Source organism: Feifania hominis (assembly GCF_014384765.1).
Classification (GTDB): Bacteria; Bacillota; Clostridia; order Oscillospirales; family Feifaniaceae; genus Feifania; species Feifania hominis.
The window spans coordinates 99842-125951 of sequence record NZ_JACRSP010000001.1; the positions used below are offsets into that span (position 1 = coordinate 99842).

Genomic DNA, 26110 nt, shown 5'->3' on the forward strand with positions numbered 1-26110 from the left:
AGAGTGTGGAACTGACCCATCGTCCGGTTCTGCTCGACGAGTGCATCAACGCGCTGAACATCCGCCCCGACGGGATCTATGTCGACGGAACGCTCGGCGGCGGTGGACATGCCCGGGAGGTGCTCGGGCGTCTGACCACCGGTCGGCTGATCGGCATCGACCAGGACGACTACGCCGTCGCGCGGGCAGGTGAGAGACTGGCCTGCTTTGGTGAACGGTTGAACATTGTGCACGACAACTTCAAAAACATCAGACCGATTCTCTCGCGCCTCGGCATCCGGGGTGTCGACGGCGTGCTTCTCGATCTCGGCGTGTCCTCCTTTCAATTTGACGACGGCGCGCGGGGTTTTTCCTACCAGCACGATGCGCGCCTCGATATGCGCATGTCGAAGGAGAATCCGCTCACGGCTTACGACGTGGTAAACACCTATTCCCAGCAGGAGCTCACCAGAGTGCTGCGCGACTATGGCGAGGAGAAATTTGCCCCGCGCATTGCCCGAAAAATCTGTGAGAGCCGTCAGACAAAGCCGGTTGAGACGACTTTTGAGCTCGTGGAGTTGATCAAGGCGGGCATCCCCGCGGCGGCGCGCCGCGAGGGCGGACACCCGGCCAAGCGCAGCTTTCAGGCGCTTCGCGTGGAGGTCAACAACGAGCTCGGCATTCTGGAACAGAGCATCCGCGACATTGTGGAAGTACTCAATCCCGGCGGACGCATCTGCATCATCACGTTTCAGTCGCTGGAGGATCGAATCGTCAGCGGAACCTACAAAAAACTCGCCACCGGCTGTACCTGCCCGCCGGACTTTCCGGTGTGTGTGTGCGGGAAGAGCCCGGTTGTCAGAATCATCACCAAAAAGCCCATTCTGCCGGGCGAAAGGGAACTCGGCGAGAACAACCGCAGCCACTCGGCCCGGCTTCGCGTTGCCGAAAAAATGAAAGGAGAGGAGGGGACCGTATGCAGAACGTAAACCGACAGAGCGTGGCCTATGACTTTTCCATGTTTGACGAGCGCAGCCGCGAGATTGAACGCCGGCGCGAGCAGAACAACATTGTCGATCTGATCAGCAAGCGCAAGAAGAAGAGAAAGGCGCGCGCGGTATTTTTAAACATCCTCTGCTGCGTTCTCCTCGTGGGTCTGCTCTCGACGCAGATTTACAGCTACACAACCCTCAATGAACTGACAAGCGACATCAGCCGCCAGAAGAAGACGCTCGATGAGCTGCAGGCGCAGGAGAAACTGCTCAACATCGACCTCGAAAAGCAGATTGATCTCACCTCGGTCGAGGAGATTGCAACGAACACTCTCTTCATGGAGAAAGCCGATAAGAATCAGATCAGCTACATCAGTACGGCGAGTGTCGACAACGGCGAGATCATCGGCGGTGACAGCCGTAATTTCTTCGAGAAGCTGCGTGACGATGTGCTGCAAAAGATCAGCAGCATCGCCGCATATTTGAACGGTTGAATTACTATAATGAACTGATGAGAATTGAGAGTGGGGAATGATCAGACAGCATTCTCGGCTCTCAATTTTCCCATTCCAAGGAGATTTGCGCAGCAGACAGCGCTGCTTGAGCGAGGTGGCAACATGAACAAAGGTCTTTCCAAAAAAATTGTGCAGCGCATGCTGCTCATCGTGGTGTGTTTTGCCGTCCTGGGGCTGATTCCAATTGTGGCGAAGCTCTTTCACATTCAGATCATTCAAAACGAGTTCTACCAGAAAAAGGCGATTGACCAGCAGACGCGGGACACCGAGATCAGCCCGAAGCGCGGCACGATCTATGATCGCAACATGAAAAAACTCGCCGTGAGCGCGTCGGTCGAGACGGTGCTCTTGAATCCTAAGGCGGTCAAAGACGACGAACAGGCAAATCTCATCGCCGACGGAATGGCCGAGATCCTCGGGGTGGACCGCGAGAAGGTCTACAAGCAGACCCAGGCGAACAACTACTATGAGATTATCAAGAAGAAAGTGGAAAAGGAGACCGCCGACCAGGTTCGGACTTTTCTCAGCGAGAACAAGATCAAGTGCATCACCCTCGCCGAGGACAGCAAGCGCTACTATCCCTACGGCAACTTCGCAAGCCACATCCTCGGCTTTACCGACACCGACGGACGCGGCCTCGAGGGGGTCGAGGCCTATTACAACGACATTCTGGAGGGGACGCCCGGGCGCGTCATCACAGCAAAAAACGCAAAAAACACCGATATGCCCTTTAAATATGAAAAGTATATCGACGCGCAAAATGGCGCGAATCTCGTGCTGACCATCGACGAGGTCATGCAGCACTTCCTCGAGAAGCATCTTGCAACGGCCGTTGCCGACTACAAGGTGCAGAACAAGGCCTGCGGCATCATCATGGACATTCACAGCGGTGAAATTCTCGCGATGGCGACCATGCCGGACTACGATCCGAACAACCCGCGTGAGATCACCGACGAGGCGCTCAAGGCTGAGCTCGAAGCGCTCGAGGGGGAGGAGTATACCAAGCGCCAGAGCGAGATCTGGCAGGGAATCTGGCGCAACAAGGCCATCTCAGACAACTATGAGCCGGGCTCGGCGTTCAAGCTCATCACCAGCGCCATGGCGCTGGAGGAGGGCACCCAGTCCGAACAGGACACGTTTTACTGCCCGGGTTACCACAAGGTCGGCGGGCGAACCATCCGCTGCTGGAAGCGTGCGGGACACGGGGCCGAGACCTTTGAAAAGGGACTTCAGAATTCCTGCAACCCGGTGTTCATGCTGGTGGGGGAGAAGCTCGGCGCCGAGACTTTCCAGAAGTACATCAAGGCGTTTGGACTGCGTGAGAAGACCGGGATCGACCTCTACGGCGAGGAGTCCGGCGTATGGTTTCGCGACAGTGACTTCGGCATTGTCAGCCTCGCTGTCGCCTCCTTTGGCCAGACCTTTAAAATCACCCCCATCCAGATGGTGACGGCGGTCGCCGCCATCGGCAACGGCGGAAATCTCGTGGTGCCCCATGTGGCGAAGGAGATCGTCGACGACGACGGCAATGTGCTCGACACATTCCCGACCGAAGTGCGCCGCCAGGTCATCTCGGAGGAGACCTCGCAGCGCGTCATTTCCATGGCGGAGAAAGTCGTCTCGATCGGCACCGGCAAGAACGCCCGCGTGACGGGTTATCAGATTGCGGGCAAGACCGCGACCTCGGAGAAGATCGACCAGAAAAACGAGGAGGGTATCGTCGACAAGAGAATCGCGTCCTTTGTCGCCATCGCCCCGGCGGACGACCCACAGATTGTGGTGTTCGTCATGCTCGACGAGCCGGATATGCCGACCAACATGCAGGGCGGCGGCGCGATTGCGGCGCCCACGGTCTCGAAAATTCTCGCCGACGTGCTGCCCTATATGAACATCGCCCCGCAGTACACCGAGGAGGAACTTGCAAAACTCGAGGTGAAAGTGCCGAATGTGACAGGTCTCACGGTAGCGGAGGCCAAAACTGCCGTCACCGACATCGGCTGTACGGTCAGCGTCAACGGAAGCGGTGAAACCGTGATTTCCCAGATGCCGAAAGAGGGACAGAAACTGACAAAAGGCGGACGGGTAATCCTGTATACTGAAGAGACCGACGTCAAGCTCGTGGAGGTGCCAAACCTTGTGGGCAAGAGCATGCCGGCGGCGAGAAAGGCGCTCTCGGGCGTGGGGCTGAACATCAGCGCCCAGGGCAAGGATTCCGACAGCGCCGAGGCAACGGTGACCAAACAGTATGTTGAGGCCGGTACCATGGTTGAGGCGGGCAGCATCGTGGCCGTCGACTATAAATTTGACACGGGAACAGAGTGACAAAAGTGAGGAGTGAGTGGAAATGAAGCTTCGGGAACTTCTGCGCGGAGTCGACGTCGTCGGGACCGCCAACAGCTTGGACTGTGAGATTACCGGTGTCTGTCAGGACAGCCGCAAGGCGACACCGGGCTGCCTGTTTGTGGCGGTGGACGGCGTACTCAGCGACGGCCACAAGTACATCCCGCAGGCCATGGAGAAAGGCGCCGCCGCCGTGGTGGTGGAAAAGCCGGAATTTGCGGCGGGCAACTGCATACTCGTGCGCGACAGCCGAAAGGCCGTGACGCAGATTGCGGCGAATTTCTACTCGCACCCGGCCGAGCGACTCAAACTCATCGGCATCACCGGCACAAACGGTAAGACAACCACCACCTATATTGTCAAGCACATTCTCGAGCAGGCCGGCCACCGGGTCGGACTCATCGGAACCATACAGAACATGATCGGCGAGCGGGTGCTTGAGACCGAATACACCACCCCGGAGTCCATTGAGCTTCAGGCGCTGTTCGCCGAGATGGCAGACGCGGGCGTCGAGTACGTCGTGATGGAGGTGTCGTCCCACTCGCTGGCACAGCACCGTGTCGACGGACTCACCTTTGAAGTGGGAATTTTCACCAATCTCACACAGGACCACCTCGATTTCCACGGCACCATGCAGGAGTATCTCAAGGCCAAGGCCATGCTGTTTTCCATGTCGAAGATCGGGGTTCTCAACGCCGATGACCCTGCGACGAAAGAGATTCTTGCAATCACGGGTGTGAAAAGCTATACTTATTCAGTTGACACCAACGACGGCGACATCACGGCAAAGAACATCTCTCTGAAAAACGACCGCATTGAATTTGAGGCGGTCGCCAGGGGTATGATCGGCCGCGTCGAGGTCGCCATTCCCGGGAAGTTCACCGCCTACAATGTGCTCGCATCCATCGGCTGCTGCCTGTGTCTGGGGCTGCCGCTTGCGGACATCATCGGCTCGCTCAAATCGGTCACCGGCGTCAAGGGTCGTGTCGAAGTCGTGCCGACGGGTCGGGACTTTACGGTGCTCATTGACTACTCCCACACGCCCGACAGTCTCTACAATGTTCTGCAGACCATCCGCGGCTTTGCCGAGGGACGGGTTGTGACGGTGTTCGGCTGCGGCGGTGACCGCGACCGGACCAAACGCCCGAAGATGGGAAAGATCGCAGCCGATCTGTCCGACTTCGCCGTGGTCACGTCGGACAATCCGCGCACGGAGGACCCGCACGCCATCATCGAGGAGATTTTAGTCGGCCTCGAGGGGACCAAAACCCCCTATGTCGTGGTGGAAAACCGGCGCGACGCGATCGGCTATGCTCTGGCGCACGCGCAGACAAAGGACGTGATTCTGCTCGCTGGCAAGGGGCACGAGACCTATCAGGTTCTCGCGCAGGGCAAAATCCACTTTGACGAGAGGGAGATCGTCGCCGAGCTGCTCGGGCAGCAGGAGGAAAGCAAACAGTAATCACTTTAGGGGGACGGGGCTTTGAAACTGGCGAATGTGATCCAGGCACTGATCGTGTCTTTTGTGCTGGTGGCGGCGGTGATGCCGCTGTTCATTCCGCTGCTGAGAAAAATCAAATTTTCACAGAGTATCCGCGAAGAGGGGCCGAAGTGGCACGAGGTCAAAAACGGAACGCCCACCATGGGCGGCATCGTCTTTGCGGTCGCCATCAGCGCAGTGACGCTGATCTTTGCGTGGCCGGAGCTCAGCGAGGGAAAAATGCGCGCTCTCATCTCGGTGCTCTGTGCGCTCTCCTTTGGTCTAATCGGCTTTCTTGACGACTACATCAAGGTGGTCAAAAAGCGCAATCTGGGGCTTCGTGCCTACCAGAAGTTCAGTCTTCAGCTGCTCGCGGCGCTGGTCTACCTGTTCACTCTGTACCGCATGGGGTATATTACGACCGCCGTCTACATACCATTTATCAATGTGAGTGTGGACTTCGGGCCGTTTTACTACCTCTTCGCCGTCTTTGTGATTGTGGGCACGGTCAACAGTGTCAACCTCACCGACGGCCTCGACGGCCTTGCGACCTCGGTGACGGTTCCGATTGCGATTTTCTTCGGCGTGATTGCCATTCGCCTCGGAGCGCTTGACAACGCGGTCTTCGCCGCCGCAACGGTGGGCGCGCTCGTGGGCTTTCTGCTCTACAACTTCCACCCGGCCAAAGTGTTCATGGGAGATACGGGCTCGCTGTTTCTGGGCGGTGCGGTCTGCGCCATGGCGTTTGCGTTCAACATGCCGGTGATTCTGGTCATCGTCGGCTTTGTCTATGTGATGGAGACCATCTCTGACATCCTGCAGGTGGCCTATTTCAAGCTCACCAAGGGAAAGAGGCTCTTCAAGATGGCGCCGCTGCACCACCACTTCGAAATGTCGGGGTGGAGCGAGGTGAAGATCGTCTATGTCTTCTCCGCCGTGACGGTGCTGCTGTGCATTCTGGCCTTTGTGGGCCTGACCTATTACTACACGTTTTAAGGCGCCGTGGGCGATGGAGTGATTGCTTTGAGAGAAAAACGCCGCAACAGAGCAGCTCAAAAACAGAATACGCCGGCGACAATCAAAGAGGGGTTCGATCTGCCCTTTTTTGTGTTTGTCATTTTGCTTTTGTCGGTGGGCCTTGTCATGCTCTTTTCGGCGAGCCACGCCAACGCCTTTGACCGTTTCGGCGACAGCTACTACTTCATCAAACAGCAGGCGAAATGGGCGATTCTGGGGCTTGTGGGCATGTTTGTGGCGACCTATGTCTGTACGCCCGCCTTTCTCAAGAAAATGGCGCTGCCGGCGCTCGGCATCTCGATTGTGCTACTGGCGCTCGTGCCCATCATCGGCGTGACCAAAAACGGCGCCAAGCGCTGGCTCGGCGTGGGCGATTTGACGTTTCAGCCCAGTGAGATTGCAAAGGTGGCCGTCATCCTGGCGTTCGCCTACCTCATGAGCAACAACCAGAAGAAGATGAACACATTTCGCGGCGGAATCCTGCCGTATGGCATCATTCTGGTTGTGGTATGCGGACTCATTGCCGTGGAGAAACACATCTCCGCGACGGTGCTCACCTTTGCCGTCGGCATCATCATGATGGTGGCGGGCGGCTCCAATCTTGTGTGGCTGTGCTCCTTTGGCGCGGCGGGCGTCGCGGGAGTCGTGGGCATCATCCTGAACTCCTCCTACGCCATGCAGCGGGTCAAGGTCTGGCTCGACCCCTTTATCGACCCGCGCGGCGATGGCTTTCAGAACATCCAGTCGCTGTACGCCATCGGCTCCGGCGGGTTCTTCGGCCTCGGCCTCGGCAAGAGCCGCCAGAAGTACATGTACATTCCCGAGCCGCAAAACGATTTCATTTTTGCCATTGCCTGTGAGGAGCTCGGCTTTCTCGGAGCGCTGATCATCATCAGCCTCTTTGCGCTGCTGATCTGGCGCGGGTTTGTCATCGCCTTTCGCGCGCCTGACCGCTTCTCGGCGCTCGTCGTGGTGGGCATCATCTCCAAGGTGGCGATTCAGACGGTGCTCAACATTGCGGTTGTCACAAATCTCGTGCCGAACACCGGCATCCCGCTGCCCTTTTTCAGCTACGGCGGCACGGCGCTTCTCATTCAGCTCTGCGAGATGGGAGTGGTGCTCGCCATCTCCCGCTACTCGCGATTGCGACGATCTTGAGTATACTGTCGCCTGGGCCCTCGGGGCGCAGGCGATTTTTCTTGCGCGGCGCAAAATCAGGAAAAAAGCCCCTGTGGATTCACTATTTTGAGAAAAGTATGTATAATAATAGGGAACAGCTGTTTGAGAGTGAGGAAAGGGATTGGTTGACACCATGAAGATACTGCTGGCCGGCGGCGGGACCGCCGGGCACATCAACCCGGCGCTCGCCATCGCCGATTTCATTCGCGAGCGCAAGCCGGGCGCGGACATCCGCTTCGTCGGCACCGAAAAGGGCATTGAGAACAAGCTGGTGCCCAAGGCCGGCTATCCGCTCTACAAGATTGAGGTCTACGGCTTCAAGCGCGAGCTCTCGCTGAAAAACATCAAAAAGAGTTTCATTCTCCTGCGGGCCGTGCGCGAGTGCGAGAAGATCATCCGCGAATTTCAGCCCGATGTTGTCATCGGTACCGGCGGCTACGTCAGCGGGCCGGTGCTCTATGCCGCGACCAAACTTGGCGTCAGGACAGCCATCCACGAGCAGAACGCATACCCCGGCATGACAAGCAAGCTGCTCTCCCGCCGGGTGGACAAGGTGCTCATCAGCTTCGATGAGAGCCGCAAATACTTTCACACGAAGACGAGCATGGCGCTTGTCGGCAACCCCATCAACGAAAAGATGCTCTTTGCCGACCGCGAGACCTGCCGCAGAAAGCTCGGCCTCGATGAGCGGCCCTATGTCGTCTCCTTTGGGGGCAGCATGGGCGCGCGCAAGCTCAATGAGACCGTCGCTGATTTCATCGCCATGCACTGCAGAGAGGGAAAGATTCAACACTGTCACGCCACGGGAAAGTTCGGCTGGAAGTGGATGCCCGACCGCCTCAGAGAGGCCGGCATCGACCTTGCAGCCTACCCGCAGATCGACATGCGCGAATACATCTACAACATGAACGAGGTCATGGCGGCGGCGGATCTGATCATCTGCCGTGCCGGGGCGATTACGCTCGGGGAGCTTCAGGTCATGGGCAAGCCGAGCATCCTCATCCCGTCGCCCAACGTCACCAACAACCACCAGTACTACAACGCCCGGGCTCTCAGCGACGCGGGCGCCGCTGTGCTCATCGAGGAAAAGGATCTCACCGCGCAGCTGCTGCGGCAGACGGTGGACGATCTGCTCGCCGACCCCAGGACTCTTGAGACCATGGGAAAGCGCGCTCAGAGCATGGCGATTCTCGACTCGGTCCAGAAGATCTACGACGAGCTCTACGCTCTGATGGACACGCGCGCCTGACGCTGCTGTAACAGAGTATCCCCCCTTCGCATAGGATATGATTGCAATCACTACTTTTTGCGGAGGGTTTATGATGGATCGACTTTACCTTGAGGGACCGTGCACCGTCAGCGGCGAGATCGACGTGCAGGGCGCGAAAAACAGCGTGCTGCCGATACTGGCAGGCGCGCTGTTGACGGACCAGCAGATCGTTTTGACCAACTGTCCCGACATCCGCGATGTGCGCGCGACGTTTCAGATACTCAAATATCTCGGCTGCTCGGTCGACTACGACAACGGCGTCGCCGTCATCTGCGCCGCAGGGATGAACCGCAGCGAGATCCCCGACGCGCTCATGCGCGAGATGCGCTCGTCGATCATGCTGCTCGGCGCCATTCTGGGGCGAATGGGAACGGCCCGGCTGGGTTTCCCCGGCGGGTGTGAACTCGGCCCGCGGCCCATTGACTTACATATCTCCTCGCTGCGGCGCCTCGGCGTCACATTCCTCGAGGAACACGGCTTTCTCGACTGCACCGCCGCAAAGCTGCACGGGGCGGACATCCACCTGGCGCTGCCGAGCGTGGGCGCAACGGAGAACATCCTGCTGCTCGCCTGTGTGACCCCCGGCACCACGCGGATATTCAACGCCGCAAAGGAGCCCGAGATCGAGGATCTGCAGAATTTTCTCAATGCCATGGGCGCGAAGATCACCGGCGCCGGCGGCTCCACCATCACCATTGAGGGAGTTGAAAAACTCCACGGGGCCGAGTACCGCATCATGCCCGACCGCATCGTCACGGTGTCCTATCTCGCGGCGGCCGCCATCTCCGGCGGAGAGATTCTGGTGCGCAAGGCCTGCCCGCCGCATGTGATTTCGGTGACCTCGCTGCTCGAGGAGAGCGGCTGTGAGATCGAGATGGCAGGGGAGGATATCCGGCTTCGCCGGCGCGGCCCCATCGAGGCGGTCAAACAGATTCGCACCATGCCCTACCCCGGTTTCCCGACCGATGCGCTCGCGCCGATTATGGCCTATCTGACGCTGGCACAGGGCACGAGCATCTTCTATGAGAGCATATTCCAAAACCGCTACAAGCACGTCGAGGAGCTGCTGCGCATGGGAGCAAACATCAAGGTCGAGGGCCGCGTTGCCATCGTGGAGGGTGTCAAAAAGCTCACGGGCGCGAGCCTTGTTGCAACCGATCTGCGCGGAGGCATGGCGCTTCTCATTGCGGGAATCGCCGCCGAGGGGGAGACCGAGATCACCGAGGTCTCACTCGTAGAGCGCGGCTACGAGCATATGGTGCGCAATTTTTCCAGCTTGGGAGTTAAAATCAGAGAGGGTTAAACATGCCAAAGAGAATGACGGACGGCGGGGCCGCCGCGCCCCGCCGCCCGAGAAAAAAGAGAAGACGTGCCAGAAGACGGGGACTGAAGATCTTTCTTCTGGTTCTCATTCCGCTGATTGCGCTGACGGCCGCCTGTGTGTTCGCTGTCAACTACTTCTTTGTCATCGACACCATGACGGCGGCGGGCAGCGAGCACTACACCGAGGCGCAGATCCTTGAGGCCTCGGGCCTTCAAATGGGGGACAACCTCTTCAAGCTTCTGCCCTGGCGGGCGGATGAGCTCATTACAAAGAAGCTGCCCTATCTCGAGAGTGTGAGCATGAAGCTCAAAATTCCGAGCGGCGTGCACTTTGAGGCGGTTGACGCGCAGGCCTGTCTGATCGCGCAAACCGACAGCGGGTACTATCTTGTCAGCGACCGCTACAAGGTGCTCGACAAGCTCGAAACGCCCGAGGGCCGCGCGCTGCCACTGGTTCGCGCGAACTTTGGCGAGGAGATCGCCGTGGGCGAAAAACTGCCTTTTTTGACGCAACAGGATGAGAAAATACTCATTGACATCATAAATTATCTATACGATAATAATAAAATAGACAGGGTACAGTGGGTTGACCTGCAGCGCCACATCGATATCCGGCTCATGGTGGATAATCGCTTTGAGGTGGAGCTTGGCGACTATATGGATCTGGCGCAAAAGCTGCAGTTTGCCCAGGGGATACTTGCAGAGCTTGGCGAATATGACCGGGGGATCATTGATGTGTCTGACACGGAGAAGGCCATTTTTGAACCGTCGTAAAACAGGAAACGGAGTATGGAAAATCAATGAAGAAAACACTGGGCTATATCGGCATCTTTGTGCTCTGCGTGATGTTCGGTTTTCTGCTGATGCTCCAGATGAAGAGCGTCAAGTACAATGCCACCGACGCGCAGGACAGCCAGATTCTCAGAGCCAGTGAGCTGCAGTCTCTGCTCAACAAGGAAAAGGAGAAGAACGAAAAGCTCTTAAACGAGCTTCTGACGTATAAGGACGAGCTCAACAAATTCCGCGAGGAGGCGTCGAACTCCGGCACCTATGCCAAAGTGCTCGCAAAGCAGCTGGAGAACGCCGAGATTCTCGCGGGCATCACAACGGTCTCGGGCCAGGGCGTTGTCGTCACCATGAAAGACAGCAGCATGACGGCGGCTCCCGGATTTGAGGAGAGCTACTACCTCATCCACGATGAGGACATTCTGAAAGTGGTAAACGAGCTGCGCGACGCCGGGGCGGAGGCGATCTCCATCAACGGCGAGCGCCTGGTTTCGACCAGTGAGATCCGCTGTGCCGGATCCATTGTGAGCATCAACAACAACCGCTATGCCGCGCCCTATGTCATTCGTGCAATCGGCGACGCCGCGACCATGGAGTCGGCGCTGAAAATGCGCGACGGCGTCATCGACAGCCTGCGCGACCCGTGGGGCATCGAGGTGACGGTCGAGCGCAAGGACAAAATTGTCATCGAGGGCTACAACGGCGGCACACAGTTCAAGTATGCCGTTCCCGAAAAAGCGGAGACCGCTCAGTAGCGGCCCAGGCGGAAAGGAAATTCACTTATGCTAATTGGTCTTGTGGGTCTGACGCTCGGGCTGCTCGTCGGAGCGTATTTTCCCGGCTTTGTGCCGAATGAACTGTCGGTCTATGTGGCCGTTGCAATTCTCGCCTGCTTTGATTCCATTGTGGGCGGCCTTGTGGCCAAATTTGAGAAGAGCTATGACGACAGAATCTTCATCAGCGGTTTCTGCATCAATGCGGTGCTCGCGGCTGTGTTTATCTATTTCGGCAAGGTGCTGGGCATCGACTTGAGCATTGCGGTCATCGTGGTGTTCGGTTCGCGAATCTTCAACAATTTCGCCAAGATGCGTAGAATACTCTTGAATTTTGATCATGAGAAATGATATGATGTTAGAAAGGTATAGTACATACCTTTTGTGTTGTGACATCACGAGAGAGGCGCTCGTTTTATAGATTATTTTTGGATGGAGGTACTTTGCGATGCCTTTTGAATTCGATACCGACACTGGCAATCCAGTAACCATAAAAGTAATAGGAATCGGCGGCGGCGGCAACAACGCCATCAACCGTATGATAAACGCGGATGTGACGAGCGTGGAATTTGTCGCCGTCAATACGGACAAGCAGGCCCTCTTCTCCTCCAAGGCGACGCAGAAGATTCAAATCGGCGAAAAGCTGACCAAGGGCCAGGGCGCCGGTGCGAACCCCGAAAAGGGCCAGCGTGCGGCGGAGGAGAGCCGCGAGGAGATTGCCTCGGCGCTCAAGGGCGCCGACATGGTGTTCATCACGGCCGGCATGGGCGGCGGCACGGGAACCGGCGGCGCGCCGGTGGTCGCCGAGATCGCAAAGGACATGGGTCTTCTGACTGTCGGCATTGTGACAAAGCCCTTTAAATTCGAGGGCAGAAAGCGCATGGAGCAGGCCGAGGCGGGCATCGCGAATCTCAAAGAGCGCGTCGACTCGCTGGTCGTCATCCCCAACGAAAATCTCAAATACGTCTCCGAGACTCCCATCACACTGCTCAATGCCTTTGACGTCGCGGACGACGTGCTCAAGCAGGGTGTCTCGAGCATCTCGGATCTGATCAACATTCCCGGCCATGTCAACCTCGACTTCGCCGATATCACCACCATCATGCGCGACGCGGGCCTGGCCCACATGGGCGTGGGTCACGCCAAGGGTGAGAACATGGCCCGGGCCGCGGCCGACATGGCCATCAAGAGCCCGCTGATCGAGAGCTCGATCAACGGCGCCAAGGGCGTTATCATCAGCATCATTGCCTCGCCCGACGTCAACCTCGAGGAAGTGGAGACGGCCTCCTCCATGATTGCCGACGCGGCTCATCCCGACGCAAACATCATCTGGGGCGTCGCCTTCGACAACGACATGGAAGATGAGATCAAAATCACCGTCATTGCCACGGGCTTTGCGAGCGTCACGACGTCGACCGATTTCACAAGGGCCGCAAACAGCGCGTTCGGTGCGCAGAATAAGAGCGCAAATGCCGAGCCTGCCGCGCCGAGTGTCCCTGAGCCGGAACCGCCGCGCTCGACGTTCTCGTCGCCCTTTGTCACGGACCTGAGCTCCTCCAGAAGCAGCGCTTCCCAGCCGACCGAAAGCCGCCATCGCGGTCTGATCGACGACAGCGACACCAGCAGCCTCTTCGGCAGCAACAAGGAGACCACCATCGACGACATCGACGATGTGTTGACTTTCTTTAAAAAGAAGAACAAATAAGGCGTGAGAAAACCGGCCCCAAAATGGGCCGGTTTTTTTCTTGGTCGCTGTTGCGCCGGGGCTTTGGCGCAGATATAATAAAAGTTGAGAAAACACTCAGGAGAGGAGAGACCGCATGAATCCCGACCCTTTGCGAAGAATAATGAGGTAGACTGCGGGCAGTGCGGCCTTTGGACTTGCGCGGCCTGTGGGGAAAGGACGCGCAATGATTTCTTACTGGAAGACCATCGAGGGAAAAATGACGGCGGTGGACGCCATGGAGAGAGGCTGCTGGGTTGACGTAGTCAATCCCACGCCCGACGAAGTCGCGTATCTGGTCGATACGCTCCACCTTGACGAGGGCTTTGTGCGCTCGTCGCTCGACGAGGAGGAGACCTCGCGCATCGAGACGGAGGACGATCAGACCCTGATCATCATCGACGCGCCGAGCATGCGCAGAGAGGAGGAGGGGATCATCTACTCCACGCTGCCAATCGGTATCATTTTGACCGAGGAACAGATCTACACCATCTGCAGCGAGGAGGCGCCGGTTTTAAAGGACTTCTCTGAGGGCCTTGTCAAAAACTGTAAGACCCAGCAAAAGACGCGCTTTCTGCTGACCATATTGCTGCGCGTGGCCACGCGCTTTCACCAGTATCTCAAGCAGATCGACAAGATTTCGGGTTTCATCGAGCGGCAGCTTCACCGCTCGATGAAGAACAAAGAGCTCATTCAGCTGCTCGATCTGCAGAAGTCGCTGGTCTACTTTTCCACCTCGCTCAAGGCGGATGAGATCACGATGGAGAAGATCTACCGCGGGCGCACCATCAAGCTCTATGAGGAGGATCAAGATCTGCTGGAGGATGTTCTCATCGAGATCAAACAGGCCATTGAAATGTCAAACATCTACTCGAACATTCTGACCGGCACAATGGACGCCTTTGCCTCCGTCATCTCAAACAACCTCAACATCGTCATGAAAGTGCTCACCTCGATTACGATTCTCATGGCGATTCCGACCATGATCTCGGGCTTCTACGGCATGAATGTGTCCGATATGCCATTGCCGCAGTTCGGGTTTCCGCTGCTGCTGTCGGTGGTTGCCATCGCAGTCGCCGCATTCATACTTCACAAAAAGGATATGCTCTGAGGGAAACCGGCCGGAATCGGCCGGTTTTTCATGGGGTTTTCGGTTGCGTGAAAGTGGCAAAAATGGTAATATAAATAAGTTATTCTACTTCTGGGGGTATTGGCTTGGCAGACTTTCGTTCTGAAATTGAAAAGCGGCGTACTTTCGCCATCATCTCGCACCCTGACGCGGGCAAGACAACTCTGACGGAGAAATTTCTTCTCTACGGCGGAGCAATTGCCCTCGCAGGCTCGGTCAAGGGGAAGAAGACGGCCCGGCACGCTGTGAGCGACTGGATGGAAATTGAGAAGCAGAGAGGCATCTCCGTGACGAGCTCGGTGCTCCAGTTCAACTACGACGGCTACTGCATCAACATCCTTGACACCCCCGGACATCAGGACTTCTCCGAGGACACCTACCGCACGCTGATGGCCGCCGACTCGGCGGTGATGGTCATCGACGCCTCCAAGGGCGTCGAGGCGCAGACCAGAAAGCTCTTCAAGGTCTGTGTGCTGCGGGACATTCCGATTTTCACTTTCATCAACAAGATGGACCGCGAGGCGCGCGATCCGCTCGATCTGCTCGAGGAGATCGAGCAGGAGCTCGGCATTGAGACCTATCCGGTCAACTGGCCGATCGGCTCGGGAAAGGAGTTTCGCGGCGTCTTTGACCGCCAGCGCGGCGAGATGCTCGCCTTTACCGCCAACAACGGGCAGCGGGCGGTTGAGACGCGGGAGCTGGGGCTGCAGGACGATGCCCTCGTCGACCTGATCGGGGAGGAGGCCCACCGAAAACTCTGTGACGAGATTGACCTGCTCGACGGCGCGAGCTGCGCCTTTGATATGCAGCGGGTGCGCCACGGAAAGCTCTCGCCGGTCTTCTTTGGGTCGGCGCTGACCAACTTCGGCGTCGAACCATTTCTTGAGGAGTTTTTGAACATGACAACGCCGCCCCTGCCGCGTGTTGCGGACACGGGTGAGATCGACCCGTTTTCATCGGAATTTTCGGCGTTTGTCTTCAAGATTCAGGCGAATATGAACCGCGCACACCGCGACCGCATCGCCTTTCTGCGCATCTGTTCGGGCCGGTTTGAAAAGGGCATGGAGGTCTTTCATGTGCAGGGGAACCGAAAGCTCAAGCTCTCCCAGCCGCAGCAGATGATGGCCGAGGAGCGTGAGATCATCGACGAGGCCTTTGCAGGCGATATCATCGGCGTCTTTGATCCGGGCATCTTCTCCATCGGCGACACCATCTGCGACCCCTCGAAAAAATTTGAATTCGGCGGCATTCCGACCTTTGCGCCCGAGCACTTTGCCAAGGTCCGCCAGAAGGATACGCTCAAACGCAAGCAGTTCATCAAGGGCACCTCGCAGATTGCGCAGGAGGGCGCCATTCAGATCTTTCAGGAGCCGAACACCGGCATGGAGGAGGTCATTGTCGGCGTCGTCGGCACGCTGCAGTTCGACGTGCTCGAGTACCGGCTCAAGAGCGAGTACAACGTCGACATCGTCATGACCGGGCTGCCCTACCAGTATCTGCGCTGGATTGAAAATGACGACATCGACCCCGAGTCGCTCAAGCTCAGCTCCGACACAAAACTTGTGCAGGACTTCAAAGGAAACCGCCTGCTGCTCTTCACAAACGAGTGGAACATCCGCTGGGCGCTTGAGAGAAATGAGAATCTCCGACTGGCCGAATTCGGCCGGTGGTAATGAGGTAATGAGGTGCGGACGGCCCGGCGGCCGTCCGTACGCTTTTTGAGCGCTCGTGTTAAGAAACGCTTCAGAATTCCGTCAGGGGTCTGTGCGTTTTGCGTGGTAAGCTACCCTCATAGGACAAATTCTCAAAGGGGAAATGACCATGAGGGGACTGCTTCTGACCGGTCGCTTCGGCGGCGGACACCGCTCGGTCTGTCGGGCGCTCGAGGACGAGCTCGCACACCGGGGCATTGAGATGGAGAGCGTCGATCTGCTCGAGTACAGCCTGCCGCACGCAAGCGCGCTGCTCTATGGCGGCTATGCGCGCATGGCGGCCCACATGAGCGCGCTGTGCCGCCTTTACAGCCGTTTCAACGACCGGCATCTGCGCGATGTGCCGGCGCCGCTGCCGGGCTTTTTCGCGGCCAGGCTCTATGAGCTCTGCTGCGAGAAGCGGCCCGACTTTCTCCTGTCGGTGCTGCCGCTGTGCTCGCAGATCGCCTCGCAGATGAAGCGGCGCTATGGGAGCGACGTCACCCTCGTCAGCTGTGTGACCGACATCAGCGACAATGCCGAGTGGATCAACACCGGCACTGACTGCTACCTGGTCGGCAGCGAATCGGTGCGGGAGGCCCTGGTGCGCAAGGGCGTGCGCGCGCAGGATATTCTGCCCGCGGGGATTCCGGTGCGCCGGGGCTTTTCTCCGGCGGCATACCGGGTATCGGACGGGGAGAGCCGACTGCTTGTCATGGGCGGCGCCGATGGGTGTCTGCCGCGCGGTATGGGTTTTTACCAGCAGCTCGCGGCGCTGCCCGGCGTGCGCACAACCGTGCTCACGGGGGGCAACCGCGTCCTCTATCGAAAGCTTCAGGGGCGCTTTGCGACGATCGAAGCGGTGGAATACACCGACGATGTGGCGCATTATATGAGACGCTCGGACGCCATTTTGACAAAGCCCGGCGGGGTGAGCGTATTTGAGGCGATCCGTGTCAACTGTCCGCTGCTTCTGCTGCCGGCAAAGCTGTCGCAGGAGCGCGCAAACGCCGCCTTTGTCGAGAGCCGCCGTATGGGCAGAGTGCTCTCGGCCGGCGGCGCTGCGATTGCGGCGCAGATCGGCGCCGTGCTCAGCGAGGGGGAGACTCTTCGCGGCATGCGCGAGAACATGAGAGCTTTTTCAAGCGGCCTTGACGGCGCGGCGTTTGACGCGCTCCTGGCAAGACCGATCATCTGTTTTACACCGGTCGCTCCTCAAGAGGGCGCGGCGATAGGGAGGGTATGGAATGCAGGCAGAATCTGAGCGTGTGGAGCGCCCGCGTCAAATCGGCTGGCTCACAGTGATGCTGGCGCTTGTGGCGCTGACGCTCTGGTGGCTCTTTCGGGACGCCTCGCCGGGAGATCTGCGCGGCCTGGTGGTAAGGCCCCGCTTTCTTCTTTTGGGCCTTGCCGCCATGGGAGTCAATCTCTGCTGCGAGGCGCTGAGCAACCGAAGTGTCCTTGCGACTCTCGGCGAGCGGGTGGGCCTGCTTCGCTGTGTCAAATACTCATTTATCGGCTATTATTTCAGCGCCATCACTCCATCCTCCACGGGCGGCCAGCCGGCGCAGGTCTACTACATGCACCGCGACGGCATTCGGGTCTCCCGGTCGGCGGTGAGTCTTCTGACGCTGTCGATAGTCTACCAGATGTCGCTGCTCGGCTTCGGTGTCGGCTCCTTTGTTCTCTTTCACTTTGTGCTCGGGGGAGAGGTGGGGCTGCTCAAATACCCCATGATTGTCAGCGCCGGCACCAACGTCTTAATCGTCGCGGCCATGCTCACCTGTGCCGTGTCCGAACGGGCGGCGCAGAGGCTTGTCAGCGGCGCCATCGGCCTGCTTGCGAAGCTGAGACTGGTTCGCGATGCGTCGGGACTGCGCGCAAGGGCAGCCGTCCAGATCGGCGAGTTTCACCAGGGCTTTGTCCACATGCGCCGAAACGGCGGCGTTGTGGCCGGCGTATTTGTGCGCACGTTTATTCAGCTCGCCGCGCTCTACAGCGTGCCCTATTTTGTGTTTCGCGCTTTCGGCCTCTCGGGCAAAAGTCTGTTTGCCTTTGTGGTGGTGCAGGCCGTGCTGACCATGGGGGGTCTCGGCACTGCCGCTGCCGGGCTCGGTGGGCGCCGCCGAGGCGGGCGCACTGCTGCTCTATGGAATGCTCTTTCCGGCGGAGTATGTGGCGGCGGGGGCGCTCGCCTCGCGCATGATCAGCTTCTATGTCGTCGTCGCCGTCAGCGGCGCGGTGTGCATCGCCGCCCAGCTTCTGCTGCTGCGCCGGGCAAGGCGTGTTCGGTAAAAATGCAACATGGCTCTGCGGGCCTTTCGAGAAATCGAAAGGCCCTTTTTTCGTCTCTGCCCGGGCTGAATGAAAAGGCGCTTCTCTGGGAAAAATAGTGAAAAATGTGAACGCGGCCAGACGGCCCGCCGGAGGAGACAAAAGTGCCAAGACAAGAGGCTTTTTACTATGAATACGGCGAGAGGTGCGCTCTCTCGCTGACACAGAGCGGCAGCGTGGGGCCCGAGCGGGCAAAGGCCGCAGCGAGGGAGGCACTGGCGGGTATCGGGCGGTACTACCGCGCCATTGCGGACCGGCCCGAGACGAAGCCGCTCTCCGGCGCGCAGGAGTGGATCGTCGACAACTACTATCTGATTGAAAATGAACTCAAATGGTCGCTGCACGAGCTGCGCTGCATCGGGCGGCTGCCCGCCGTCACGGGGGAGCACGATAGCCGCGAGCCGGCGGCCTTTGTGCTTGCGCGGCTCTATGCCGGGGCGGAGGGGCCGATCGGGGAGCGCGGGAGCGCGGCCTATCTTGACGGCGCCCAGTCAGCGCGTGTGCTGGCGGGGGATGAGCTCTGGGCCTTTCCGGTGTTTTTGAAAGTGGCGCTCGGAGTGCGCATCGCCGAGTACTGCGCGCTGCTGAAAAACCCCGCGGCGCAGCCCGATACCCCTGCGGTGGCGCGCAGCGTGATGCAGTACTGCATCGAGGGGCTGCGCGCTCTGCGCAGCTTTGATATGGTGGTGGTCTATGAGCAGATCAGCCGCACCGAGCAGCTTCTGCGCCGGGATCCTGCCGGAATTTACTCTAAAATGGACGACCGCTCCAGACAGACTCTGCGCGCCCGGGTGGCAGAGCGCGCAAGGCGCGAGGGCATATCGGAGGTGGAGCTGATGCAGCGCGTTCTCGCGCAGGCGCAGCAGGGGTCGGACGAGCGGCACCGGCACGTCGGCTGGTATCTCACACAGCGAAAGGACCCGCGCAGAACACTCTCGCGCTATCTGACGGCGCTCTGGGCAGCTCCTTTGATTCTCACACCGGTACTGATTATGCTCTGCGGCTGGGTGTTGGGCGGACTTCTGTTTTTGCCGCTGTTTGAGCTCAACAAGCTGCTTGTGGAGTATGCACTGACAAAGTTCACACCGGGCACCTACCTGCTTCGCATGGATTTGCACCGCGGCATCCCGGACGAGGGCAGAACCCTCGTCGTCGTGACGGCGCTTCTCACCGACCGGGACTCGGCTGACGAGTTGCTCGGACGCCTTGCGCGCTTTGCGCGCTCAAACCCCGATCGAAATCTTCGCTTTGGCCTGCTTGTCGATCTCAAGGACGCAGCGGCCGAGCACAGCGACGAGGATGCGGCGCTCGCCGCATATGTCTGCGGAAAAATCGAGGCGCTCAACGCCGACAGCGAGGGCGAGCCCTTTTTGCTGCTCTACCGCGGGCGGACCTATTCGCCGGAGCAGAATGCCTACATGGGGTGGGAGCGCAAGCGCGGCGCTCTGGTGGAGCTCGCGCGGCTGCTGCGCGGCGAGCCGTCGGGCGTGCGGGTGCTGGCGGGCGACAGGCTTCGCCTTGACGGGATCAAATACGTATTGACGCTCGACAGCGACACCGAGCTGCGCATTGACGCCGCGCGTGAGCTCGTGTCCATCCTGCTGCACCCGGTCAACCGCGCCGAGATAGAAGACGGCCGCGTCGTGCGGGGCTACGGCGTGCTGCAGCCGCGCATCGGCACACTGCTCGAGGCGGCAAACCAGAGCCCTTTCACCCGCATCATGGCCGGTCATGGAGGACTGGACATCTACTCGAACGCCGTCAGCGACGTCTACCAGGACCTGTTCGGCGAGGGCATCTTCTGCGGCAAGGGTATCTTCGATGTGGACGCGTTTTACACGCTTCTCAACCACGCCTTTCCCGAACAGCGCATTCTCAGCCACGACCTGATTGAGGGCAGTTTTCTGCGCTGCGGGCTGGTCACGGACGTGACGCTCTACGACGGGCATCCCGCCAGAGTGACCTCCTACTTCGACCGGCTTCACCGGTGGATCCGCGGCGACTTTCAGCTGCTGCCCTACCTGCGCCGCACCATTGTCAACGGGCGTGGCGAGCGGGTGAGAAACCCCATCAACCCCCTGTCAAAAGTCAAGATTCTCGACAACCTGCGCCGTCCGCTGACGGTGGTATCCGCGGTTCTGGCGGTGCTGTTTGCGGGTCTCGGCGGGGGAGATCACGCCAATTTTGCGCTCACGATCTATTTTCTCGCGTTTGCGCTGCCGCTTTTCACAACCGTGTCAGAGCTCTTTGTAGAGGGGGAATTCGGCCTGCTGCGCCGCCGTTACCGCAGCGGCGTGACAAACGGCCCGCTCGCCACCGCTTTGAGAGTTCTGCTCCAGCTGGTTCTGTCGGCCTACCAGGCGCGCGTCTCGCTCGACGCTGTGGTGCGCACTCTCTACCGGCTGTGGGTGTCAAAGAAAAACCTGCTCAGTTGGGTGACGGCGGCCCAGAGCGACAGAAAAAACACAGGGACATTCGCCGCAGTCCTGCGGCGAATGTGGCCGGAGCTCGCTGTCGGGGCGCTTCTGGCGCTGGTGTCGCCCTACCCGCTCTTTCGCCTGCTCGGGGTGCTGTGGGCCCTCTCGCCGTTTGTCGCGTGGCGGGTCAGCCGTGTGGAGAAAGACGAGCGCCGCGGCGAGCCCGACCGGCAGCGGCTGGAGACCTACGCGAGGGAGATGTGGGAGTTCTTCGCCCGCTTTATGACCGAGGAGAACAACTATCTCCCCCCGGACAATTTTCAGCAGGTGCCCCATCCGGTGGTCGCGCGGCGGACCTCGCCGACCAACATCGGCATGGGGCTTCTGGCGCTGCTCGCGGCGGCCGACTTCGGCTTTGTTTCAGCCGGTGAGCTCTACCACAGGCTGGTGCGCTCGCTCGACGCCATCGACCGGCTGCCGAAGTGGCGCGGCCATCTCTACAACTGGTATGACATCGGCGATCTCACCGTGCTGCACCCGGCCTATGTATCGGCGGTGGACAGCGGGAATTTCATCTCGGCGCTCATCGCCCTGCGGCAGGGACTCGGGGAGTACGTCCGCGATTGCGCAGAGCTCTCCGGCTGCGCTGAGCGCATCGGGCGTATGATTGACGACACCCGCTTCGACGTCTTCTATGACGAGAGGGAACAGCTCTTTCGCATCGGCTACGACGCCGAAAACGAGAGCATGAGCGACAATTGCTATGACCTTTTGATGAGTGAGGCGCGTGCGCTGAGCTACATCGCCGTCGCCCGGCGGGAGGTTCCGGTGAAGCACTGGTTTGCACTCGGGCGAAACCTCGTCGAGGACGACCGCTACCTCGGCCTCGCCTCCTGGACCGGCACAGCCTTTGAGTATCTGATGCCGGCGATTTTTCTGCCGGTGGTGCGCTACTCGCTCACGGACGAGGCCATTGATTTCGCGCTCTATGAACAGCGCAAGCTGGGCGCGCGCCGCAGGGTGCCGTGGGGCGTCTCAGAGAGCGGCTACTATGACTTCGACAACGCGTTCAACTTTCAGTACCGCGCGTTCGGCGTGCCGAAGCTCGCGCTCAAGCGGGGCATGGAGCGAGACAACGTGGTCGCGCCCTACGCGACCTTTTTGAGCCTGCCTTTCACGCCGAAGAGGGCCTATGAGAATCTGGACCGGCTCGAGGCGCTCGGCGCGCGCGGTGAATTCGGTTTCTTTGAGGCGGTCGACTTCACCCCCGAGCGGACCGACCGGCGGGAGCTGGTCAAGAGCTTTATGGCCCACCACGTCGGCATGAGCCTCGCGGCGGTTGACAATGCGGCTTTTGACAACCGCATGCAGCGGCGCTTCATGGCGGACCCCGCGATGGCCGCGGCGAGAGAACTGCTTGAGGAAAAGCTGCCGGTGGGTCCTGCGAAGCTCGCCGACCGACCGGCGCGGCAGGAGAGCGCTCCGCGTGTCCGCCGCCGGCAGGACGACGCGCTGCACTGCGAGGGGTATGACCTGGACCGGCTGCGCTGCGGGGTGCTCTCAAACGGCGCGCTGACATTGGTCGACACCGACGCGGGTCTCGGATTTCTTCGCTTCAGAGAGCGGATGCTGCTGCGCTTTCGGCAGGAGAAGAGCAACCCCTTCGGCGCCTTTTTCCTCGTGCGCGCGGGCGGCTCGGTGTTCTCGCTGACGCCCGCCCCGCTCTACCAGGACCGGGTGGAGTATGCGAGCGCCTTCTCCTGCGGCAGCATCACGCACAGCGCGAAGCACCGCGGATGGACGGGGGAGCTCAAAAGCACGCTGCTCGCCGACAGCGCCGCGGTGATCTATGAGATCGGCGTGCGGCGGCAGGGCCGGGCGGCGGAGTCCTGCGAGCTGCTCTTTTACGCCGAGCCGACGCTCAATGCCCAGAGTGCCGAGGCCGCCCACCCGGCATTCTCCAATCTCAGCATTGAGACCCACTACGATGAGCGCCGGCGCATTCTCTACTACCGCCGTCGGCCTCGCGCCGAGGGGGAGGGAGAGCTGTGGATGGCGGCGGCGCTGCGCGACAGCCGCCGGGAGTTTCTCTTTGAGACACGGCGCGAGCGGCTGCTGCCGCGCCTCTCGCGGGGGGAGGACCTGACGGCTCTCTTTGAGCGAAAATTCTCCGGTGACACGGGAACTCCGCTCGACGCAGCCTGTGCGATCCGCCTGACTCTCTCGGCGCAGGATCGCGGCTCGGCCGCGCTGATTCTGGCGGCGGGCGAGACGCGCGAGCAGTGTGAGCAGGCGGTCAGCGCCGCGCGCCAGGCGAGCTTTGCGGGGGCGGCCGGCGTTCTCGCGGAGCATACGCGCATGCTGCGCCGGCGCTGCGGGGCCACGGGCGAGCAGGAGAAGCTCATGGCGGCGCTTCTGCCGAAGCTCATCTGGGAGGATCACACAAGCAGCCGCCGGGTGGAGGCAATTGAAAAAAACACGCTCTCCCAGAGCGGGCTGTGGAAGTACGGCGTCTCGGGAGACAACCCGATTCTGCTTTTGGAACTCGGCGAGCCGCAGCAGCTCGAGCGGGCCGAACCCTACTTTCGGCTGCATGCGCTCGCGGGCGCGATGGGCATTGCGTTTGATCTCGTCGTGCTCTACGCCGAGGCGGGAGACTACCACAGGCCGTTTTACAATGCGCTCAAGGAACTGCTCAGAAAGACCGGCCAATCGGGCGCGCTCGGCGATTTCGCAGGGGTGCATCTGATCAACACCGAGGGCATGGAGGACGCGTACCGCACACTCTTTTACGCGGCCGCTGCGCTCTCGCGCGAGCTTGACGCTCCCGGAAACGAGACACAGCCGGAGGAACTTGAGGATGCGACGCCGCCCCATCTGACAGCGCGGCGCGATCGAAAAAAGTCCGCCAAGCCCACCGTGACGGTGCACGGCGACCGAGTGGAAATCCGCCCGAGCGGCGTGCCCCATGCGCCCTACGGATGGATGCTGGCAAACCGGACATTCGGCACCATGGTGAGCGACCGGGCGATTCTCTACAGCTTCGCCTACAACGCCCGCGAGAACAAACTCTCGCCCTGGAGCGGCGACGCGCTGCGCGAGGCGGGGGAGTATCTGCTGCTGGAGATGGATGGCGAGCGGTGGGATCTGCTCGCCTGCAGCAGCCGGGCGGAATTCTCGCCGGGCGCCGCGCAATATGAGACGAAATGCGGCGGCATCACCGCCAAAATCACCGTATGTGTGCCGGAGGACTGCTGCGCCAAGGTCTGCGACGTGGAGCTGACAAGCGACGCCGAGCACACGGTTCGCCTGCTGTACAACTTCCGCCCGGTGCTGGGAGTGGACGCCCGGCACGCCATGTTTGTCAGCAGCGAGCGCAGAGGGGAGACGCTGATTATGAAAAATCCGTACAACTCGGTCTATCCCGGTGAGATGGGCTTTTTATCGGCCCGTTCAAAGGGCGGCGGCCTGCACTTTGAGCGGGGCTTTGAGAGCGGGGTGAGCGCCGTTGTCACCCGAAAGCTGCCCGGGAAAAAGAGCGAGAAAATCCGCTATGTTCTCGGCGTGGCGCGAAGCGAACGGGAACTGCTGCGCTCGGTGGAGGAGCTTATGCGCCGCGAAGATGTCGCGGCGCACACCCGCCGGGAGAGCCGGGAGCTGCTCGGCGCGCTCGAGGTGTCGACGCCCGACGCCGACATCGACGCGCTGGTGAACACGCTGCTGCCCTACCAGACCATCGCCTCGCGCATCCGGGGGCGTACGGGCTTCTACCAGTGCGGCGGGGCATACGGCTTTCGCGACCAGCTGCAGGACTGTGCCAACATGGCGCTGCAGCTGCCGCAGGAGCTCAAGGTCCACATTCTGCGCTGTGCCGCCCACCAGTTTGTCGAGGGCGATGTGCAGCACTGGTGGCATCCGCTGCCCCAGCAGCCGGGCATGGGGCACCCGGGCGTGCGCACGCGGTGCAGCGACGACATGCTCTGGCTGCCCTGGGCGGTGTGCGAGTATCTCGACCACACCGCCGACTGGGACATTCTCGACATCAGGGTGCCCTACCTTGACGCGGCGCCTCTGAAGCCCGGCGAGCAGGAGCGCTACTTTACCCCGCGGCGCAGCGAACTGCGCGAGAGCCTCTACGAGCACTGCGTGCGGGCCATTGCGGCCTGCGACAAAAGCGGCGCGCACGGGATGACGCTCATCCGCGGCGGCGACTGGAACGACGGGATGAACCGCGTCGGAACCGAGACCGAGGGCGAGAGCGTCTGGCTGACCTGGTTTCTCAGCATGGTGCTGCGCCGCTTTGCGGCGCTCACCGAACGCCGGGGCGGCGACGCGGGCTACTACACCGCCCGGGCGCAGGAGCTGTGCGCGGCCGTACAGAGCAGCGGCTACAACGGCAGCTGGTATCTTCGCGGCTTCTATGCCGACGGCACGCCGCTCGGCGAGCCGGGCGCCGGCGAGTGCGAAATCGATCTGATCACGCAGGCGTTTGCGGTGCTCGCTTCGGACGGGAGACCCGAGCGGTGCCAAAGCGCCATGGGCGAGGCCTGGGAGCGGCTCTTTGACCGCGAGGCGGGTATCATCAAGCTGCTCTGGCCGCCCTTTGCCGACGGCCCGCATGACCCGGGCTACATCCGCGGCTACGGGCCGGGTCTGCGTGAGAACGGCGGGCAGTACACCCACGGCGCGGTCTGGGGCGCGATGGGCGTGTACGCGCTCGGCGACGCGCAGCGCGGCTTTGAGATGGTGCAGGCGCTCAACCCTCTGCGCCGGGCGGAAAAGGAGATCTCCCTTGCCAACTACCGGGTGGAGCCCTATGTGATTGCGGCTGATGTCTACGCGAATCCCGACCACTACGCCCGCGGAGGATGGACCTGGTACACAGGGTCGGCGGGCTGGTACTACACGCTGCTGACAAGAGTTCTTCTGGGGCTTCGCATGAGCGGCGGGAAGATCTGGTTTTCCCCCGCGCTGCCGCGCGGGTGGGAGGGCTTTCGTCTGCGCGTGCGCCTCGGCAGCAAGACGGCCGAGGTCGAATGCCGCCGCGGGGAGGATGCCGGTGTCTATCTTGACGGCCAGCGTATGGACGGCCCGTTCGCCTTTTCCGACGGGGCGAAAATCAAACTCATCCTGTGATGGTAATTGCACGAAAAATCGTGTAT

Annotated in this window: 17 protein-coding genes; all 17 read left to right on the forward strand. The window is 60.3% G+C overall.

Annotated elements, in window-relative coordinates:
- Positions 1-5: 5 nt before the first annotated feature.
- A complete protein-coding gene (rsmH, locus tag H8695_RS00520; protein WP_249298819.1) occupies positions 6-968 on the forward strand; it encodes a 16S rRNA (cytosine(1402)-N(4))-methyltransferase RsmH in 963 nt (320 codons plus the stop codon).
- A complete protein-coding gene (locus H8695_RS00525; RefSeq protein WP_249298820.1) occupies positions 956-1465 on the forward strand; it encodes a hypothetical protein in 510 nt (169 codons plus the stop codon). The genes rsmH and H8695_RS00525 overlap by 13 nt, the downstream gene beginning before the upstream one ends.
- 123 nt (positions 1466-1588) lie before the next feature.
- Positions 1589-3808 carry a penicillin-binding transpeptidase domain-containing protein gene (locus tag H8695_RS00530; RefSeq protein ID WP_249298821.1) on the forward strand — a complete coding sequence of 740 codons (2220 nt, stop codon included), beginning with the start codon at positions 1589-1591 and terminating at the stop codon, positions 3806-3808.
- Positions 3809-3830: 22 nt separating this feature from the next.
- The gene (locus H8695_RS00535) at positions 3831-5288 is read left to right on the forward strand and encodes a UDP-N-acetylmuramoyl-L-alanyl-D-glutamate--2,6-diaminopimelate ligase (RefSeq protein WP_249298822.1); all 1458 of its coding nucleotides are present in this window, start codon (positions 3831-3833) and stop codon (positions 5286-5288) included.
- An 81-nt stretch (positions 5289-5369) separates the two neighbouring features.
- A complete protein-coding gene (gene mraY, locus H8695_RS00540; RefSeq protein WP_249299492.1) occupies positions 5370-6302 on the forward strand; it encodes a phospho-N-acetylmuramoyl-pentapeptide-transferase in 933 nt (310 codons plus the stop codon).
- A 27-nt stretch (positions 6303-6329) separates the two neighbouring features.
- Entirely contained in the window at positions 6330-7481 is a 1152-nt protein-coding gene (ftsW, locus tag H8695_RS00545) for a putative lipid II flippase FtsW (protein ID WP_249298823.1), read from the forward strand.
- Between the two features lie 154 nt (positions 7482-7635).
- Positions 7636-8751: an undecaprenyldiphospho-muramoylpentapeptide beta-N-acetylglucosaminyltransferase gene (gene murG, locus H8695_RS00550; protein ID WP_249298824.1), complete on the forward strand. Its 1116-nt coding sequence runs from the start codon at positions 7636-7638 to the stop codon at positions 8749-8751.
- Between the two features lie 73 nt (positions 8752-8824).
- Positions 8825-10075 (forward strand): UDP-N-acetylglucosamine 1-carboxyvinyltransferase, encoded by a 1251-nt coding sequence (gene murA, locus H8695_RS00555; protein WP_249298825.1) that lies wholly within the window; start codon positions 8825-8827, stop codon positions 10073-10075.
- A 2-nt stretch (positions 10076-10077) separates the two neighbouring features.
- Positions 10078-10869, forward strand: a complete 792-nt coding sequence (locus tag H8695_RS00560; protein ID WP_249298826.1) for a cell division protein FtsQ/DivIB — start codon at positions 10078-10080, stop codon at positions 10867-10869.
- A gap of 26 nt (positions 10870-10895) precedes the next feature.
- Positions 10896-11636 (forward strand): DUF881 domain-containing protein, encoded by a 741-nt coding sequence (locus H8695_RS00565; protein WP_249298827.1) that lies wholly within the window; start codon positions 10896-10898, stop codon positions 11634-11636.
- Between the two features lie 27 nt (positions 11637-11663).
- Positions 11664-12005, forward strand: a complete 342-nt coding sequence (locus H8695_RS00570) for a small basic family protein (protein ID WP_249298828.1) — start codon at positions 11664-11666, stop codon at positions 12003-12005.
- Positions 12006-12102: 97 nt separating this feature from the next.
- On the forward strand, positions 12103-13359 hold the full coding sequence (gene ftsZ / locus H8695_RS00575; protein ID WP_249298829.1) for a cell division protein FtsZ: 1257 nt from the start codon (positions 12103-12105) through the stop codon (positions 13357-13359).
- 205 nt (positions 13360-13564) lie between these two features.
- Positions 13565-14488 (forward strand): magnesium transporter CorA family protein, encoded by a 924-nt coding sequence (locus H8695_RS00580; protein ID WP_249298830.1) that lies wholly within the window; start codon positions 13565-13567, stop codon positions 14486-14488.
- Between the two features lie 104 nt (positions 14489-14592).
- Positions 14593-16179 carry a peptide chain release factor 3 gene (locus H8695_RS00585; RefSeq protein ID WP_249298831.1) on the forward strand — a complete coding sequence of 529 codons (1587 nt, stop codon included), beginning with the start codon at positions 14593-14595 and terminating at the stop codon, positions 16177-16179.
- A gap of 148 nt (positions 16180-16327) precedes the next feature.
- Positions 16328-17461 carry an MGDG synthase family glycosyltransferase gene (locus H8695_RS00590; protein ID WP_249298832.1) on the forward strand — a complete coding sequence of 378 codons (1134 nt, stop codon included), beginning with the start codon at positions 16328-16330 and terminating at the stop codon, positions 17459-17461.
- Positions 17445-18590 carry a lysylphosphatidylglycerol synthase transmembrane domain-containing protein gene (locus H8695_RS00595; RefSeq protein WP_249298833.1) on the forward strand — a complete coding sequence of 382 codons (1146 nt, stop codon included), beginning with the start codon at positions 17445-17447 and terminating at the stop codon, positions 18588-18590. Before H8695_RS00590 ends, H8695_RS00595 begins: the two co-directional genes overlap by 17 nt.
- Before the next feature lie 45 nt (positions 18591-18635).
- The gene (locus H8695_RS11645; protein WP_249298834.1) at positions 18636-26084 is read left to right on the forward strand and encodes a GH36-type glycosyl hydrolase domain-containing protein; all 7449 of its coding nucleotides are present in this window, start codon (positions 18636-18638) and stop codon (positions 26082-26084) included.
- Positions 26085-26110 lie beyond the last annotated feature (26 nt).